This window comes from Pseudomonas sp. ERMR1:02 (genome assembly GCF_002277815.1).
Lineage (GTDB): Bacteria > Pseudomonadota > Gammaproteobacteria > Pseudomonadales > Pseudomonadaceae > Aquipseudomonas.
Genome location: NZ_NKJI01000004.1, coordinates 294,995 through 311,406, shown reverse-complemented (window position 1 = coordinate 311,406; position 16,412 = coordinate 294,995). Strand labels below are relative to the sequence as shown.

Sequence of the window (16,412 nt, the reverse complement as noted above, 5' to 3'; positions counted from 1 at the left end):
TGTGCGACTGCGACTGATCGCCGTCGGTTCCCGCATGCCCAAGTGGGTGGAAGAAGGCTGGCATGAATATGCCAAGCGTCTTCCGTCCGAGCTGGCGCTGGAACTGGTGGAAATACCGCTCAATACTCGTGGCAAGAACGCCGACGTGGCGCGCTTCATCCGACAGGAAGGCGAAGCCATGCTGGCCAAGGTCGGGCCGAACGAGCGCGTTGTCACCCTCGAAGTCCACGGCAAGCCCTGGAGTACCGAGCAACTGGCGGTCGAGCTCGATCGCTGGCGGCTGGACTCGCGCACGGTGAATTTCATGGTCGGCGGCCCCGAAGGGCTGGCGCCGGAAGTCTGCGCCCGCGCCGATCAACGCTGGTCTCTCTCGCCGTTGACGTTGCCGCACCCGCTGGTGCGAATTCTGATCGGCGAACAGCTGTATCGTGCCTGGACCGTGCTGTCCGGCCACCCTTACCACAAGTAGTTCTGCCCTCATGTCCCAACCGATCCGCATCAAGGACCACGAAAAAGACGCCCGTCTGGTGCGTGGCCGCGTCGTGTTCGGGGCAATTGCGGTAGTGACGCTGATTGGCGTGCTGATCGCGCGTTTGTATTTCCTGCAGGTGATCCAGTACGAGTACCACTCGACCTTGTCGGAAAACAACCGCGTCCATGTGCAACCGATTCCGCCACCCCGTGGGTTGATTTACGACCGCAATGGTGTGGTCATTGCGGACAACCGGCCCAGCTTCAGCCTGAGCATGACCCGCGAGCGCTCTGGCGATTGGCAGCAAGTGCTCGATGTGATCGTCCAGGTGCTGGAGCTGACGCCTGAGGATCGGGTGATCTTCGAGAAGCGCATGCGCCAGGGGCGCCGGCCGTTCGAGCCGGTGCCGATCATGTTCGAATTGACCGAAGAGCAGATCGCGCGGATCGCCGTGAATCAGTTCCGGCTGCCGGGCGTGGAAGTGGTCGCGCAACTGGTTCGCCACTACCCGCAGGGCGCGCATTTCGCGCACTCGGTGGGATACATGGGGCGGATCAACGAGAAAGAGCTCAAATCTCTGGATCCGGTGAGTTACAGCGGCACCCATCAAATTGGCAAAACCGGCATCGAGCGTTTTTACGAGCCGGAGTTGCACGGTCAGGTGGGTTACGAGGAAGTCGAGACCAACGCTCGGGGCCGCGTTCTGCGTGTGCTCAAGCGTACCGATCCGATTCCCGGCAAGGACATCGTCCTGAGCCTGGACATCAAATTGCAGGAAGCCGCCGAAGCTGCGCTTGGTGGTCGTCGCGGCGCGGTAGTAGCGCTGGACCCGAAAACCGGCGAAGTGTTGGCGATGGTCAGTCAGCCAAGTTTCGACCCGAACCTGTTCGTCACCGGTATCAGCTTCAAGGCGTATTCCGAGCTGCGCGATTCCATCGATCGGCCGCTGTTCAACCGCGTGTTGCGTGGGTTGTATCCGCCCGGCTCGACCATCAAGCCAGCAGTGGCGATTGCCGGTCTGGATTCGGGCGTGGTCACCGCTTCGACCCGGGTGTTTGACCCCGGCTACTACATGCTGCCCAACTACGATCACAAATACCGCAACTGGAACCGCACTGGCGACGGCTTCGTCGACCTCGATACGGCGATCATGCGGTCCAACGACACCTACTTCTATGACCTGGCCCACAAGCTGGGGATCGATCGGTTGTCGGCGTACATGACCAAGTTCGGTATCGGTCAGAAAGTTTCCCTGGACATGTTCGAGGAATCGCCGGGCCTGATGCCGTCCCGAGAGTGGAAGCGCGCGACCCGCCGTCAGGCGTGGTTCCCGGGCGAAACGCTGATTCTCGGGATCGGCCAGGGCTACATGCAATCGACCCCGTTGCAACTGGCCCAGGCCACGGCACTAGTGGCCAACAAAGGCATCTGGAACCGTCCGCACCTGGCCAAGACCGTCGAAGGCGCGAAACCGGTAGATCAGAACCCGATGCCAGACATCATCCTGCGCGACCCGTCTGACTGGACCAAGGTCAACCACGGCATGCAACAGGTTATGCACGGTGCCCGGGGTACGGCGCGCAAAGCCTCGATCGGTGCGCAATACCGGATCGCCGGCAAGAGTGGTACGGCCCAGGTGGTCGCGATCAAGCAGGGCGAGAAGTACGACCGCTCCAAGGTTCAGGAACGCCATCGCGACCACGCCTTGTTCGTAGGCTTCGCGCCGGCCGACGACCCGAAAATCGTAGTGTCGGTGATGGTCGAGAACGGGGAGTCCGGCTCCGGCGTCGCCGCGCCAGTGGTGCGTCAAGTCATGGACGCCTGGCTGCTGGGTCAGGATGGCCGCCTCAAATCCGAATACGCCAGCCCTACTAGCGCGGAGGCTACTGCCCGTGATGAATAATTTTGATCGCATGCTCTCCAGCGAGGATGTGATGCGGCGTCGCGCGACGCTGTTGCAACGCCTGCACATCGACGGCCCGCTGCTGATCCTGTTGCTGACCCTCGCCGCCGGCAGCCTGTTCGTGCTGTATTCGGCCAGTGGCAAAAGCTGGGATCTGTTGGCCAAACAGGCCACTTCGTTCGGCATCGGCCTGGTGTCGATGATTGTCATCGCCCAGTTCGAACCGCGCTTCATGGCCCGCTGGGTGCCGGTCGGTTATGTGATCGGAGTGCTGTTGCTGGTGGTGGTGGACGTCATGGGTCACAACGCCATGGGGCCACGCGCTGGATCAACATCCCCGGGGTGATCCGCTTCCAGCCTTCGGAATTCATGAAGATCCTGATGCCAGCGACCATTGCCTGGTACCTGTCCAAGCGCACCTTGCCGCCGCAGCTCAAGCATGTTGGCGTCAGCCTGTTTCTGATTGGTTTGCCGTTCATTCTGATTGTGCGTCAGCCGGACCTTGGCACTTCGCTGCTGATCCTGGCCGGTGGTGCGTTCGTGCTGTTCATGGGGGGCTGCGCTGGCGCTGGATTCTCAGCGTGCTTGCTGCCGCTGTACCCGTGGCAATCGCCATGTGGTTTTTCATCATGCACGACTACCAGAAGCAGCGGATCCTGACGTTCCTCGATCCGGAAAGCGATCCCCTGGGCACTGGCTGGAACATCATCCAGTCCAAGGCCGCCATCGGTTCCGGCGGCGTCTTCGGCAAGGGTTGGCTATTGGGCACCCAATCGCACCTGGATTTCCTTCCGGAAAGCCATACCGACTTCATTATTGCGGTCATGGGTGAAGAGTTCGGTCTGGTCGGTATCTGCGCACTGTTGCTGATCTACCTGTTGTTGATCGGTCGCGGACTGGTGATTACCGCCCAGGCCCAGACCTTGTTCGGAAAGTTGCTCGCGGGCAGCCTGACCATGACGTTTTTTGTATATGTTTTCGTCAATATCGGTATGGTCAGCGGCCTGTTGCCAGTGGTGGGGGTGCCGTTGCCGTTCATTAGCTACGGAGGAACTTCTCTGGTGACGCTGCTGTCAGCGTTTGGGGTTTTGATGTCGATCCATACCCATCGCAAGTGGATCGCTCAGGTTTGAATAAGGTGAAGAGTTCAATGCAAGTAATGCGTGGCTGGGCGACTCGAAACGCGCCGTGGGTCGGCCTGGTAAGCATCCTTGGCACCGCGCAGGAAGCGTTGGCCGGCGATTACGAAGGCTCACCCCAGGTGGCCGAGTTCGTTGGTGAAATGACCCGCGACTACGGTTTTGCCGGCGAGCAACTGATGGGTGTGTTCCGCGAAGCCGAGCGCAAACAGTCGATTCTGGACGCGATTTCGAAACCCGCCGAACGGGTCAAGCAGTGGAATGAATATCGGCCGATGTTCATCACCGATGCACGCATCGCCCGTGGTGTGGACTTCTGGCGTCAGCACGAGGCCGTACTGGCCCGCGCCGAGCAGGAATACGGCGTGCCGGCGCAGGTGATTGTTTCGATCATTGGTGTCGAGACCTTTTTCGGCCGCAATACCGGCAATTTCCGGGTAATTGATGCCTTGTCTACCTTGGGTTTCGACTATCCTCCCCGTGCCGAATTTTTCCGCAAGGAACTGCGTGAGTTCCTGTTGCTGGCCCGGGAAGAGCAGGTCGATCCATTGACCCTCAAAGGTTCTTACGCCGGTGCCATGGGCTTGCCGCAGTTCATGCCCAGCAGCTTCCGCGCCTATGCAGTGGATTTCGACGGTGACGGCCACATCAATATCTGGAACAACCCGGACGATGCAATCGGTAGCGTCGCCAGTTATTTCAAGCGTCACGGCTGGGTCGCGGGCGAACCGGTGGTCAGCCGTGCCGATGTGCGGGGCGATCAGGTGGATGAAGGTTTGACCACCGGGATCGAGCCGACTAAAACCGTTGGAGAGTTGCGGGCCCTGGGCTGGTCAAGTCATGATGCGCTGCGCGATGATATGCCGGTTACCGCTTTTCGCCTGGAAGGCGACAATGGCCCCGAATACTGGATGGGTCTGAAGAATTTTTACGCAATCACGCGTTATAACCGCAGCGTGATGTACGCCATGGCCGTACATCAACTGTCTGAACAGCTGGTCCAAGCACGGGGCGTCAAGTAATGCGGGCATTGCCTATGAATAAACCCCTGAAGCTGATGGCATTTGCCGTGTTGGCAGTGCTGGTCGCCAGTTGTTCGACCAGTCGCTCGCCGACACAGAAATCTTCCACCGCCGTGCGTTCGGCGCCGGGGCTGGACATCAACCGCGCTCATAAAGATGGCGCGCCATGGTGGGACATCGACGTTTCGCGCATTCCGGATGCCACGCCGACCCTGCACTCTGGCCCCTACAAGGCCAACCCGTACACCGTGCTGGGCAAAACCTATTTCCCGTTGCAGGAGTCCAAGACTTACGTGGCTTCGGGCACTGCGTCCTGGTACGGCACCAAGTTCCATGGCCAGAATACCGCCAACGGCGAAGTCTATGACTTGTATGGCATGAGTGCCGCACACAAGACCTTGCCGTTACCGAGTTATGTTCGGGTGACCAACCTGGACAACAACAAGACTGTGATCCTGCGAGTCAACGACCGCGGACCATTCTATTCGGACCGGATCATCGACTTGTCCTACGCGGCTGCCAAGAAACTCGGTTATGCCGAAACAGGCACCGCCCGGGTCAAGGTCGAAGGTATCGACCCGCAGCAATGGTGGGCGGCCAAGGGCCGTCCGGCGCCTTTAATGCTCAACGAGCCGCAAGTCGCGCAGAATAGCGCCCCGGTGATTACGGCCTCGGCCGGCGCCGTCGAGCAATGGACGCCACCGCCGCAGCAACATGCCGCCGCAGTTGTCCCCGTACAACTCGATGCAAAAAAAAACGCTTCTGCACAAGCCTCTGGCCAGTATCTGCAGGTGGGCGCGTTCGCCAACCCGGACGCTGCAGAACTCCTGAGGTCGAAGCTCAGCGGGATGGTGAGCGCTCCGGTGTTCATCAGCTCGATCGTGCGCAATCAACAGACGCTGCATCGCGTGCGCCTGGGGCCAATCGGTTCGCCGGGTGAAATCCAGCAAGTGCAGAACAGCGTGCGCATGGCCAATCTCGGTTCGCCGAGTGTCGTAACAGAGTAATACGTAGAACTTGATTGACGGTTCGCTTGCGGTTTTGGGGGGCGGACCAGGTTGTTGGCTCTTTGAAGAACAAAAGCCCGGCAAGGGTTGCAGAGTGAACGACTGAACACGCGATGGCCCGTTAGAAGGTCATCAGAATAGTTTTGCCTGTGGGCAAGTTTCCATTAGCGATTTCGAGAGACGGATGAACATCACCACCTTTGCCAAACGCCTGTGCCTTCTAGTCCCGCTGCTCCTCTCACCTGCCGCGTTCGCGGTCGAGATGATGCCGTCGCCACCGCAACTGGCCGCCAAGGCCTACGTGCTCATGGACGCCAGCAGCGGCAACGTGCTGGTCGAAAACAATGGTGACCAGCGTCTGCCGCCAGCCAGCCTGACCAAGCTGATGACAGCGTACATTGCGACCCTGGAAATCCGCCGTGGCCAGATCGGTGAAAGCGATCCGGTGACCGTCAGCGAAAACGCCTGGCGTACCGGCGGTTCGCGGATGTTCATCAAGGTCGGCACGCAGGTAACGGTCAGCGACCTGCTGCACGGCATCATCATCCAGTCGGGCAACGACGCCAGTGTGGCGGTTGCCGAGCACATCGCCGGTAGCGAAGACGCGTTCGCCGACCTGATGAACAAAACCGTTGCCGACCTGGGTATGACCAATACCCACTTCATGAACCCGACCGGTCTGCCGAACCCTGAGCACTACTCGTCGGCTCATGACATGGCCGTGCTGGCTCGCGCGATCATTCACGAAGACCCGGCTCACTATGCGATCTACTCGCAGAAAGAGTTCTTCTGGAACGGCATCAAACAACCGAACCGTAACCTGCTGCTGTGGCGCGACAAGACTGTCGACGGTCTGAAAACCGGCCACACCGACGAAGCGGGCTACTGCATGGTGTCTTCGGCCGTGCGTGATGGCATGCGTCTGATCGCCGTGGTGTTCGGCACCAACAGCGAAGTGGCTCGCGCCGCCGAGACCCAGAAACTGCTGACTTACGGGTTCCGTTTCTTCGAAACCCAGACGTTCTATCAGAAAGGCGCCGAGCTGGCTCAGGCTCCTGTCTGGAAGGGCTCCACCAATCAAGTCAAGGCCGGTCTGGCTGAAGACCTGACCATGACCCTGCCAAAAGGCCAGCTGAAAAAGCTCGCTGCCAGCATGACCATGAACCCGCAACTGGTTGCGCCAATCGCCAAGGGCGACGTGATCGGTAAAGTCGAAGTCAAACTGGACGACAAGGTGGTGCACAGCGCCGATCTGATCGCTCTGGATGGCGTCGAAGAGGGTGGTATCTTCCGTCGCATGTGGGATAGCATCCGTCTATTCTTCTACGGCTTGTTCAACTGATAGTGTGCACCTGCATGGCCCCGCGCTGATCCTGCGTGGGGTTATGCCCGTCGCCACGGCTTACGCTTACGAGGCCGTTACGCCATGACCGATACCGAAGTAAAGGCGCCTAAGATCGAATTCCCCAACGTTGATTACCCGGTTAAGGTGATCAGCGATACCGGTGTGGGCAACAAAGACAAGATCATCGAGATCGTCAAGAAACACGCGACGATCAACCATGACCGTGTGGATGAGCGCCAGAGCACCAACGGCAAATACACCACGATTCAATTGCACATCGTCGCCACCGACCAGGACCAGCTGTACAACATCAACAGCGAACTGCGGGCTACCGGCTTCGTGCACATGGTGCTGTGATGTCTGGCACGCTTGGCTTTCGCGAGCTCGGTCAGATGGCTTACGAGCCGGTCTGGCATGCCATGCAGCGCTTCACCAACGAACGCGGCAGCGATGCCGCCGACGAGATCTGGCTGGTCGAGCACCCTCCGGTGTTCACCCAGGGCCAGGCCGGCAAGGCAGAGCATTTGCTGCTGCCGGGAGATATCCCGGTGGTGCAGGTCGATCGCGGTGGCCAGGTGACGTATCACGGCCCCGGCCAACTGGTGGTCTACCTGTTGCTGGACGTGCGCAAGCTGGGTTTCGGCGTGCGTGATCTGGTGACCCGAATGGAGTCGTGCCTGATCGAGCTGCTCGCCAGCTATGGCGTAACTGCCACGGCCAAGCCCGATGCGCCGGGTGTCTACGTCGACGGAGCGAAAATCGCATCCCTGGGGCTGCGGATCCGCCACGGTTGTTCCTTTCATGGCTTGGCCCTGAACGTGGACATGAACCTGGAACCGTTTCGACGGATTAATCCCTGCGGCTATGCCGGGCTGGCGATGACCCAGCTGAGCGATCACGCAGGATCGATTGAATTTGCCGAGGTAAGTGCCCGGCTGCGCGCGCAGCTCGTCAAACACCTCGAATATGCTGAGCAGACGACCCTAATGGGCGGAATCGACTGATATGACTACTGATGCAGTGCAAACCATGATCCCGACGCAGGATGTCACCGAGCGTCCGGCCCCGCGTGCCAAGGTTGAAGCCGGCGTAAAGCTGCGCGGCGCCGAGAAGGTTGCACGCATCCCGGTAAAGATCATTCCGACCACTGAGCTGCCGAAGAAGCCTGACTGGATCCGCGTACGTATTCCGGTATCTCCGGAAGTCGACCGCATCAAAGCCCTGTTGCGCAAACACAAGCTTCATAGCGTGTGCGAAGAGGCGTCCTGCCCGAACCTGGGCGAGTGCTTCTCCGGCGGCACCGCGACCTTCATGATCATGGGCGACATCTGCACCCGTCGCTGCCCGTTCTGCGACGTTGGCCATGGCCGTCCGAAGCCACTGGACGTCAACGAGCCGGAAAGTCTGGCCATCGCCATTGCCGATCTGCGCCTGAAGTACGTGGTCATCACCTCGGTAGACCGCGACGACCTGCGCGATGGTGGTGCCCAGCACTTTGCAGACTGCATCCGTGAAATTCGCAAGCTGTCGCCAAACGTGCAGCTTGAAACGCTAGTTCCCGACTACCGTGGCCGCATGGACATCGCGCTGGAAATCACCGCCGCCGAGCCGCCGGATGTGTTCAACCACAACCTGGAAACCGTGCCGCGCCTGTACAAGGCTGCGCGTCCGGGTTCGGATTACCAGTGGTCGCTGACCCTGCTGCAACGCTTCAAGCAGATGATGCCGCACATTCCGACCAAATCCGGGCTGATGCTCGGCCTGGGCGAGACCGACGACGAAGTCATCGAAGTCATGAAGCGCATGCGCGAACACGACATCGACATGCTGACCCTGGGCCAGTATCTGCAACCGTCCCGCAGCCACTTGCCAGTGCAGCGCTTCGTACATCCGGACACCTTCGCCTGGTTCGCCGAGGAAGGGTACAAAATGGGCTTCAAGAACGTCGCTTCCGGTCCGCTGGTACGTTCCTCGTACCATGCCGACGAGCAAGCGAAGCTGGTCAAGGCCGAGCTGATGTCGTCCTGATCGGCTGTCAGCAATGAAAATCGCCCGCATGGCTCTCAGTCTTGCGGGCGTTTTTTTGCCTTGCCTACGACTACGACATTTGTTTCCTGCAACCTGCGGGATAACGAACCCACTTCTGTTTGTCCCCGTTCCTGACTACTGTGTGTTGAAGATTTCACCCAGGGAGATTCATGGATGACCGTTCGACCGACTCACACCCTTTGTCCTCACACGCAGGTTCCGGCTTTGCCGTCGCAAGGGCTGATCGGCGTTATTGCGCCGGCAGGTCCCGCTCCGCTGGACACCGATAAAGCCGTGCAATGGATGCGCGCCCGAGGCTATGCGCTGAAGATTTTTCCCGGCGTTTACGAGAAGGATGGTTACCTTGCCGGCGGTGACGAGGTGCGGCTCAATGACCTGCACACCGCGTTCGCTGACAACGAGGTCGATGCCATTATTTGCCTGCGCGGTGGTTACGGCACACCGAGGTTGCTTGATCGCATCGATTTCGAACTGCTGCGCAACAATGCCAAACCATTCGTCGGCTACAGCGACATCACCGCACTGCATCTGGCAATCAGCCGTTACGCAGGCTTCGTGACGTTCCATGGCCCGATGCTCAATGCTGATCTGCTGGGTAACAAACAAAAGCCTACCGAGCCTTCGTTTTTCAACGTGCTGCGTGGGCAGGTGAAGGCGGGCAGCGTGTTGGCGCATCCGGTGGCCTATCCGTTGACGACGATCGAGCCAGGCATCGCCCACGGACGCTTGCTGGGGGGTAATCTGTCGATGATCGCCGCGACCATGGGCACGCCTTACGAGATCGATGCCGAAGGTGTCATCCTGTTTATCGAGGACATCAACGAGTCGCTGTATCGCATCGACCGATTGCTGACCCAGCTGCGGCTGGCAGGCACACTGGGCAAGCTGCGTGGGGTGCTGGTGGGGGATGTTGCGGGGGTTGAGGTGCCTGCGTTGGAGCGGTTGCTCAAGCAGACGTTCCAGCCGTTGCGGATTCCGGTGTTGTCCGGGTGGCGTAGCGGGCATTGCGACCCGAACCTGACATTGCCAATGGGTGCGCTGGTCAGGCTGGATGCGGGGAGCAAGGAGCTGGTGCTGGAGCAGGATGTCGTCGTCAAGCGCTAGATCGTTGGCGCCTCACAGTCAGTCTTCGCGGGCAAGCCTCGCTCCTACAGATCACGCAATCGTGTAGGAGCGAGGCTTGCCCGCGAAGTTTTTAGCGGTTACGCAGGCCTTCCAGCAACTGGTGTGTCGGATACCCATCCGCTGGCCAGCCAAATGACTGCTGGGCGCTACGGATTGCTTTACGGGTATTGGCACCAATAATCCCGTCCGCGTTGCCAGCGTCGTAATTCTGGGCACTCAGCAGATTTTGCAGTTCGATCCGCTCGGTGCGGCTCAGGGGCAAATCATCTTTGGGCCACGCGCCGCTGATAAGGCCCGCACCATTGAAACGCTCTGACAGCAGGCTCACCGCCAAAGCGTAGGACGACGAGTTGTTGTACTTGAGGATCGCACGGAAGTTATCGAGCACCAGAAACGCCGGGCCACGATAACCGGCTGGCAGCAGCAATGCCGCAGACAATTGCTCGGAGCCCGGCGGGACTTGATGGCCATTGGGCAGGATTACGCCCAGTTGCCGCCACTCTGCGACGCTCTTGCGCATCGTGCCGTCGGCCAGCACATAGTTGAAGTTGCCCGGCAGTTGCACCTCGAAGCCCCATGGCTGGCCCTTCTGCCAACCAGAGCTTTGCAAGTAGTGCGCGGTCGAGGCTAGGGCATCGGCTGCGCTGCCCCAGATATCGCGACGGCCATCGCCATCGAAGTCCACGGCGTGGGAGTTGTATGTGGTCGGGATGAATTGGGTCTGGCCCATGGCGCCAGCCCAGGAACCGAGCATTTTCTCGGGTTCGATATCACCCTGTTGCAGAATTTGCAGCGCGGCGATCAATTGGGCGTGGGCGAAACCAGGGCGCCGGCCTTCGTAGGCCAGGGTTGCCAGAGAGTTGATCACCGATTTGTTGCCCTGGAACTGGCCGAAATTACTTTCCATGCCCCACACGGCGACCAGTGCCTCACGGTCGACACCGTAGCGCTGTTCGATGCTTTGCAGAATACCGTCGTATTGGCTGACCAGTGCCTGACCTTTGCGAACCCGCAACGGTGACAGGGCGCCGTCGAGGTATTCCCATACCGGACGGGCGAATTCCGGTTGGCTACGATCGGCACGAATCACACTGGGGTCGAAGCTGACATTGGCGAAGGCGCGGTCGAACAAGTCGGCGCGTATGCCGGCAGCCAGAGCATCCTTGCGGAATCCCGCCTGCCACTCGGCGAAGGTCTGGGTCGGCTGGATGTCGAGGTTTTCGTCGCCCGGAACCACGGGCGCAATGACTGCGGGGGCGGTTGCGACGGGGAGCGTCTGAAGCGGCTGTGCGTCGGCGGCGGTAGGTTTTTCCGCGCAGGCGACTAGCAAAATGAGGCTGGAGGCAGCAATCAATTGGCGCAGGTGCCAACGACGGGAAAGACAAAGGGGCATGCACAGGTCCAGGGAAAACGTATCAGGTGCAGACCTTAACATGTTGAGCGGATGCTTGCCTTTCAGGCGGCCAGAAAGTAAGAAGCCTCCCAGCTATTAGACTGGAAGGCTTCGCGGCGGTAGCTGCCTTTGCCCTTGCCGGCTCGTTCCTGACGGCTGCGGAACAGTGGCTGGGCGATGATGGATTTGGCCTTGTTGGGGCCATGCTTTGATGGCTTTTTGCTCATGATCGGATCTCTCGATTGAGGGGCTTTGCGGGGGCGATAATCTGCCGAAGTTGAGACTCTGTCTAGACCCCACATTGCGTAGGACCTTTCGGACGCCTTCGCTTGTAGGAGCGAGGCTTGCCCGCGAATGGCCGTTATGCGGTCGAAAGATTTACTCTGCGGGCAGCGACAATCTTTGGCCAGCCATCAATAACGTCAAGCGACTCAAACTCATCCATGGCGAACCGGCCGCCTGGCCTTTGATCTGCGCGTCAATGCGCTGCGCTTCGAGCAACAACTGCGCCCAGCGTTGCGCTGAATAGCGTTGCAGGGCTTTGCTCATCAGCGGTTTGCGCTTGTCCCAAACGGGTGGCCTGGCCTGACTGAATGCTTTGTCCAGCGGTGTGCCCTGACTGTATTGCAGGGAAATATTGGCCAGCAGACGCAGCTCCCGCGCCAGGGCCCAAAGAATCACCGGTGGTTCGACGCCTTCACCGCGCAACCCTTCAAGCATGCGCAAGGCGTGGGCAGCTTCGCCATTGAGAATCGCATCGGTCAGCCCGAAGACATCGAAGCGCGCACTGTCGGCCACTGCAGCCTGCACGGTTTCGACGGTGATCTGGCCACCTTCGGCCATCAGCTTGAGCTTTTCAATTTCCTGTGCGGCTGCCAGCAGGTTGCCCTCGACCCGCGCGGCGATCAGCTCGACTGCGTCCTGGCTGGCTGAGAGCCCCGCCTGGGATAGCCGTTGACGGATCCAGCCAGGTAGCTGGTTGGCATCCACCGGCCAGATTTGTACGAACTGAGTCTGTGGGCCTTCGACCAGTGCCTTGCCCCACTTGGTTTTTTGCGCACTGCCATCGAGTTTCGGCAGGCTGATCAGCAGCACCGTGTCTTCAGCCGGTCGCGAGCAGTATTCGATAAGCGCGGCGGCACCCTTGTCACCGGGTTTGCCGGAGGGCAGACGCAGTTCCAGCAGGCGCTTTTCAGCGAACAGCGACATGCTGGCACCGGCCAGCAGCAACGTACCCCAGTCGAAACTGGCGTCGGCGGCAAAAACCTGGCGTTCGTCGAACCCCTGCAAGCGGGCAGCGGCGCGGATGGCGTCGGCAGCTTCCTGACACAGTAACGGATCATCGCCACTGATGACGTAGACCGGCGCGAGGGCGCCTTGCAAGTGTTTGCCGAGTTGAGCGGGAGCGAGTTTCATAGGCGAGGGCGAACGGGGCGCCTGAGCGCCCCGTAAGACTTACTGTCGCGGCAGTTCGATAGGCGACTGGCGCGGCGTTTGCGCCTCAGCCTTCTGCGCCGCTTCCAGTGCCGCGGCTTCTGCCTTGGCTCTGGCCTCGGCAGTCTGCTGCAGCTGCGCCAGCTGGGTCGGCGTGATCTGTTGCAGGCGCAGCATCATGCGCTGTACCAGCTCGCGACGCATATCCTTGCGGGCATCTGCGGCCTCCTGGTCGGAACCCACCAGGTTGTTACCGTCGTGGATGAAGACCTTTTGTACTTCGAGCTTGTCAGCAATCAAAGAGAGTTTGCCCTGGCTGAGAATTTCGTAGTTGAGCACAGTATTCAGTTGATACTCGCCAGTACGACCAGCACCTGCGTAGCTGAGGATACGCTGGGTTTCCTGCTCATCCGTTAACACAAGTTTGTACGGTGCGCCGGTATAGACCTTGACGCCGCTGCTATCGAGTACCTGACGCAGTTGCGTCACGGTTTCGCCGTAGGAGTTACGGGCGCTGAGGTCAAGTTCTTTGATCGCCAGTTCGGTGGTGCCGGTGCCGCGCAGCTGAAAACCACAGGCGCTCAACAAGACCGCAAGGCCCATCACCAGCAAATTGCGTTTGATCATTGTGTTGTTCCCCTTGAAACCATGTGGGCCGGTCAAGCGGCCCGAAAGGTTTTATTCGGCGCAAGGCTTGGCCTGGCGCCTGATCCAATTAGCTGGCGACGATGTTGACCAGTTTCCCGGGCACCACGATCACTTTACGAATAGTCAGGCCGTCGACAAAGCGCAGCACGTTTTCGTTGGCCCGTGCGGCGGCTTCGACTTCTTCGCGGCTGGCGCTGGCCGGCATTTCGATGTGGCCGCGCAGCTTGCCGTTGACCTGAATCACCAGCTGCAGGCTGTCTTGCACCAACGCGCTTTCGTCCAGCACTGGCCAACCGGCATCGATCACCGGCTCGGCGTGACCCAGTCGGCTCCACAGTTCGTGGCTGATGTGCGGGGTGATCGGAGCCAGCAGCAGCGTCACGGTTTCCAGACCTTCTTGAACCAGTGCGCGATCCTGCTCGCTGCCTTGCGGGGCTTTTTCCAGCACATTCATCAGCGTCATCACCTGGGCGATGGCGGTGTTGAATTTGTGGTTCTGGCCGACGTCGTGGCTGGCTTGCTTGATGGCCTGGTGGATCGAACGGCGAACCACTTTCTGCTCGTCATTCAGACCAACGACGTCCAGTTTGCCCGGCAGGCCCTGAGTGACGTGCGTTTGAGCCAGGCGCCAGACGCGCTTGAGGAAGCGGTGCGAACCTTCGACGCCAGAGTCGGACCATTCCGCGCTCATGTCCGGTGGCGAGGCGAACATCATGAACAGGCGGCAGGTGTCTGCACCGAACTGGTCAATCATCGACTGCGGGTCGACGCCGTTGTTCTTTGACTTGGCCATTTTCTCAGTGCCGCCGATTTCCACCGGCAGGCCGTCTGCGATCAGCTTGGCGCTGATTACCTTGGCCTTGCTGTCACGCTCCAGCTCCACGTCTGCAGGGTTGAACCAGGTGTAAGCACCATTGGCTTCGCGACGGTAGTAGGTCTCGGCGATCACCATGCCCTGGGTCAGCAGGTTCTTGAACGGCTCGTTGGAACTCACCAGGCCTTCGTCGCGCATCAGCTTGTGGAAGAAGCGTGCGTAGAGCAGGTGAAGAATGGCGTGTTCAATACCGCCGATGTACTGATCCACCGGCAACCAGTGGTCGGCTGCCGATTTTTCAACCAGGCCGCCTTCATAGTGCGGCGAGGCGTAGCGTGCGTAGTACCAAGAGGACTCGACGAAGGTGTCCATGGTATCGGTTTCACGCTTGGCAGGCTGACCGCATTTCGGGCAGTTGCACTCGTAGAACTCGGGCATGCGCGCCAGTGGTGAGCCGGCGCCGTCGGGTACGACGTCTTCTGGCAATACGACAGGCAGTTGATCTTCCGGCACCGGCACGTCACCGCAGGTATCGCAGTGGATGATCGGGATCGGGCAGCCCCAGTAGCGCTGACGGCTGATGCCCCAGTCGCGCAGGCGGAACTGGGTGCGCGAAGCGCCGAGGTTTTTCTTGATCAGCGCCACTTCGATCGCATCGAAGGCGCCGGCGAAGTCGAGGCCGTCGAACTCGCCCGAGTTGATCAGCATGCCGTGTTCGCCATAGGCGTCCTGCCACGGGGCCGGGTTGGTGTCACCGGAGCTGGTGCGGATCACGGACTTGATCGGCAGGTTGTATTTGGTGGCGAACTCGAAATCACGTTCGTCGTGGGCCGGAACAGCCATGACCGCGCCATCGCCGTAGTGCATCAGCACGTAGTTGGCGACCCATACCGGCAGTTTCTCACCGGTCAGCGGGTGCTCGACGAACAGCGAAGTCTGCAGGCCTTTTTTCTCTTGAGTGGCGACGTCGGCTTCGGCGACGCTGCCGCCCTTGCATTCGGCGATGAACGCCTGCAGCTCGGGGTTGTTCTGCGCGGCCAGGGTGGCCAGATGGTGTTCGGCGGCCACGGCAACGTAAGTGGCGCCCATCAGGGTGTCCGGACGTGTAGTGAAGACTTTCAGGGCACCGGCTTCGCCTATGGAATCGACGTTGTACGGGAACTGTACTTCCATGCCGCGGGATTTGCCGATCCAGTTGCGCTGCATGGTCTTGACCTGTTCAGGCCAGCCAGTCAGTTCGTCGAGGCTCTCCAGCAGCTCATCCGCGTAGGCGGTGATCTTGAAGTAGTACATCGGAATTTCGCGCTTTTCGATCAGCGCGCCGGAACGCCAGCCGCGACCGTCGATCACCTGTTCGTTGGCCAGAACGGTCTGGTCGACCGGGTCCCAGTTAACGGTGCCGTTCTTGCGGTAGATCACGCCTTTTTCGAACAGGCGGGTGAACAGCCATTGTTCCCAGCGGTAGTAGTCCGGTTTGCAGGTGGTCACTTCGCGCGACCAGTCCACCGCCAGGCCCAGGCTACGCAGCTGAGTTTTCATGTAGGCGATGTTTTCGTAGGTCCACTTGGCGGGCGCTACGTTGTTCTTCATCGCGGCGTTTTCCGCCGGCATGCCGAAGGCGTCCCAACCCATGGGTTGCAGGACGTTCTTGCCTTGCATGCGCTGATACCGGGAAATCACGTCGCCGATGGTGTAGTTGCGCACGTGCCCCATGTGTAGCTTGCCGCTGGGGTAAGGGAACATCGACAGGCAGTAGAAAGTCTCCTTGCCTGGCTGTTCACTGACTTCAAAGGACTTTTGCTCGTCCCAGAACGACTGGGCGGCGGCTTCGATTTCACGGGGCTGATATTGTTCGTGCATGGCTACTTTTGAACTGAATAGGGGTGGCCTAATCCTCTTCAATGCAACGCTGGACGATGAAGGCGCCAATTCGGCGTTTCGCTGCCCAGGCGAGCTGGAAGTGGAGTTACAGGAAGCGCCGTAGCATACATGACCGCACTCTACCGAGGGAAACCCTGATTACTGCCGCGCGTCTCGCCAAAACCGCTGGGAGGGCCGTTT

At 59.9% G+C, this 16,412-nt stretch carries 14 protein-coding genes and 1 pseudogene; 10 read left to right on the top strand and 5 right to left on the bottom strand.

Annotation, left to right across the window (positions count from 1 at the left end):
• Window position 1: 1 nt before the first annotated feature.
• From rlmH to CES87_RS10060, 10 genes and pseudogenes are all read left to right on the top strand, one after another.
• Window positions 2-469 carry a 23S rRNA (pseudouridine(1915)-N(3))-methyltransferase RlmH gene (gene rlmH, locus CES87_RS10105; protein ID WP_007937439.1) on the top strand — a complete coding sequence of 156 codons (468 nt, stop codon included), beginning with the start codon at window positions 2-4 and terminating at the stop codon, window positions 467-469.
• A 10-nt stretch (window positions 470-479) separates the two neighbouring features.
• Window positions 480-2,375: a penicillin-binding protein 2 gene (mrdA, locus tag CES87_RS10100; protein WP_128606018.1), complete on the top strand. Its 1,896-nt coding sequence runs from the start codon at window positions 480-482 to the stop codon at window positions 2,373-2,375.
• A pseudogene (gene rodA, locus CES87_RS10095) lies at window positions 2,311-3,508 on the top strand (rod shape-determining protein RodA). The gene mrdA and the pseudogene rodA overlap by 65 nt, the downstream one beginning before the upstream one ends.
• A 17-nt stretch (window positions 3,509-3,525) precedes the next feature.
• Window positions 3,526-4,536 carry a lytic murein transglycosylase B gene (gene mltB, locus CES87_RS10090; RefSeq protein WP_128606017.1) on the top strand — a complete coding sequence of 337 codons (1,011 nt, stop codon included), beginning with the start codon at window positions 3,526-3,528 and terminating at the stop codon, window positions 4,534-4,536.
• Window positions 4,536-5,543 carry a septal ring lytic transglycosylase RlpA family protein gene (locus CES87_RS10085; RefSeq protein WP_128606016.1) on the top strand — a complete coding sequence of 336 codons (1,008 nt, stop codon included), beginning with the start codon at window positions 4,536-4,538 and terminating at the stop codon, window positions 5,541-5,543. The genes mltB and CES87_RS10085 overlap by 1 nt, the downstream gene beginning before the upstream one ends.
• 184 nt (window positions 5,544-5,727) lie before the next feature.
• Window positions 5,728-6,885: a D-alanyl-D-alanine carboxypeptidase family protein gene (locus tag CES87_RS10080; protein WP_128606015.1), complete on the top strand. Its 1,158-nt coding sequence runs from the start codon at window positions 5,728-5,730 to the stop codon at window positions 6,883-6,885.
• A gap of 84 nt (window positions 6,886-6,969) precedes the next feature.
• Window positions 6,970-7,245 (top strand): DUF493 domain-containing protein, encoded by a 276-nt coding sequence (locus CES87_RS10075; RefSeq protein ID WP_003215438.1) that lies wholly within the window; start codon window positions 6,970-6,972, stop codon window positions 7,243-7,245.
• Window positions 7,245-7,892 (top strand): lipoyl(octanoyl) transferase LipB, encoded by a 648-nt coding sequence (gene lipB / locus CES87_RS10070; RefSeq protein WP_128606014.1) that lies wholly within the window; start codon window positions 7,245-7,247, stop codon window positions 7,890-7,892. The genes CES87_RS10075 and lipB overlap by 1 nt, the downstream gene beginning before the upstream one ends.
• 1 nt (window position 7,893) lies before the next feature.
• Complete coding sequence (gene lipA / locus CES87_RS10065; RefSeq protein ID WP_090325473.1) at window positions 7,894-8,916, top strand: lipoyl synthase; 1,023 nt, start codon at window positions 7,894-7,896, stop codon at window positions 8,914-8,916.
• Window positions 8,917-9,090: 174 nt separating this feature from the next.
• Window positions 9,091-10,041 carry an LD-carboxypeptidase gene (locus tag CES87_RS10060; protein ID WP_128606013.1) on the top strand — a complete coding sequence of 317 codons (951 nt, stop codon included), beginning with the start codon at window positions 9,091-9,093 and terminating at the stop codon, window positions 10,039-10,041.
• 91 nt (window positions 10,042-10,132) lie between these two features.
• Here CES87_RS10060 and CES87_RS10055 read toward each other — a convergent pair whose 3' ends face one another.
• From CES87_RS10055 to leuS, 5 genes are all read right to left on the bottom strand, one after another.
• Window positions 10,133-11,455 carry a lytic murein transglycosylase gene (locus CES87_RS10055; RefSeq protein ID WP_128606012.1) on the bottom strand — a complete coding sequence of 441 codons (1,323 nt, stop codon included), beginning with the start codon at window positions 11,453-11,455 and terminating at the stop codon, window positions 10,133-10,135.
• A gap of 62 nt (window positions 11,456-11,517) precedes the next feature.
• Window positions 11,518-11,682, bottom strand: a complete 165-nt coding sequence (arfA, locus tag CES87_RS10050) for an alternative ribosome rescue factor ArfA (RefSeq protein ID WP_003176285.1) — start codon at window positions 11,680-11,682, stop codon at window positions 11,518-11,520.
• A 151-nt stretch (window positions 11,683-11,833) separates the two neighbouring features.
• Complete coding sequence (gene holA / locus CES87_RS10045) at window positions 11,834-12,871, bottom strand: DNA polymerase III subunit delta (RefSeq protein ID WP_128606011.1); 1,038 nt, start codon at window positions 12,869-12,871, stop codon at window positions 11,834-11,836.
• Window positions 12,872-12,910: 39 nt separating this feature from the next.
• Entirely contained in the window at window positions 12,911-13,516 is a 606-nt protein-coding gene (lptE, locus tag CES87_RS10040; protein WP_128606010.1) for an LPS assembly lipoprotein LptE, read from the bottom strand.
• Between the two features lie 88 nt (window positions 13,517-13,604).
• Window positions 13,605-16,211: a leucine--tRNA ligase gene (leuS, locus tag CES87_RS10035; protein ID WP_128606009.1), complete on the bottom strand. Its 2,607-nt coding sequence runs from the start codon at window positions 16,209-16,211 to the stop codon at window positions 13,605-13,607.
• Window positions 16,212-16,412: the final 201 nt, after the last annotated feature.

What these genes read in the sequence shown, in the direction of transcription:
- mrdA (WP_128606018.1), top strand. Translation starts at nt 480, where the DNA reads ATGTCCCAACCGATCCGCATCAAGGACCACGAAAAAGACGCCCGTCTG.
- mltB (WP_128606017.1), top strand. Translation starts at nt 3,526, where the DNA reads ATGCAAGTAATGCGTGGCTGGGCGACTCGAAACGCGCCGTGGGTCGGC.
- CES87_RS10085 (WP_128606016.1), top strand. Translation starts at nt 4,536, where the DNA reads ATGCGGGCATTGCCTATGAATAAACCCCTGAAGCTGATGGCATTTGCC.
- CES87_RS10080 (WP_128606015.1), top strand. Translation starts at nt 5,728, where the DNA reads ATGAACATCACCACCTTTGCCAAACGCCTGTGCCTTCTAGTCCCGCTG.
- CES87_RS10075 (WP_003215438.1), top strand. Translation starts at nt 6,970, where the DNA reads ATGACCGATACCGAAGTAAAGGCGCCTAAGATCGAATTCCCCAACGTT.
- lipB (WP_128606014.1), top strand. Translation starts at nt 7,245, where the DNA reads ATGTCTGGCACGCTTGGCTTTCGCGAGCTCGGTCAGATGGCTTACGAG.
- lipA (WP_090325473.1), top strand. Translation starts at nt 7,894, where the DNA reads ATGACTACTGATGCAGTGCAAACCATGATCCCGACGCAGGATGTCACC.
- CES87_RS10060 (WP_128606013.1), top strand. Translation starts at nt 9,091, where the DNA reads ATGACCGTTCGACCGACTCACACCCTTTGTCCTCACACGCAGGTTCCG.
- CES87_RS10055 (WP_128606012.1), bottom strand. Translation starts at nt 11,455, where the DNA reads ATGCCCCTTTGTCTTTCCCGTCGTTGGCACCTGCGCCAATTGATTGCT.
- arfA (WP_003176285.1), bottom strand. Translation starts at nt 11,682, where the DNA reads ATGAGCAAAAAGCCATCAAAGCATGGCCCCAACAAGGCCAAATCCATC.
- holA (WP_128606011.1), bottom strand. Translation starts at nt 12,871, where the DNA reads ATGAAACTCGCTCCCGCTCAACTCGGCAAACACTTGCAAGGCGCCCTC.
- lptE (WP_128606010.1), bottom strand. Translation starts at nt 13,516, where the DNA reads ATGATCAAACGCAATTTGCTGGTGATGGGCCTTGCGGTCTTGTTGAGC.
- leuS (WP_128606009.1), bottom strand. Translation starts at nt 16,211, where the DNA reads ATGCACGAACAATATCAGCCCCGTGAAATCGAAGCCGCCGCCCAGTCG.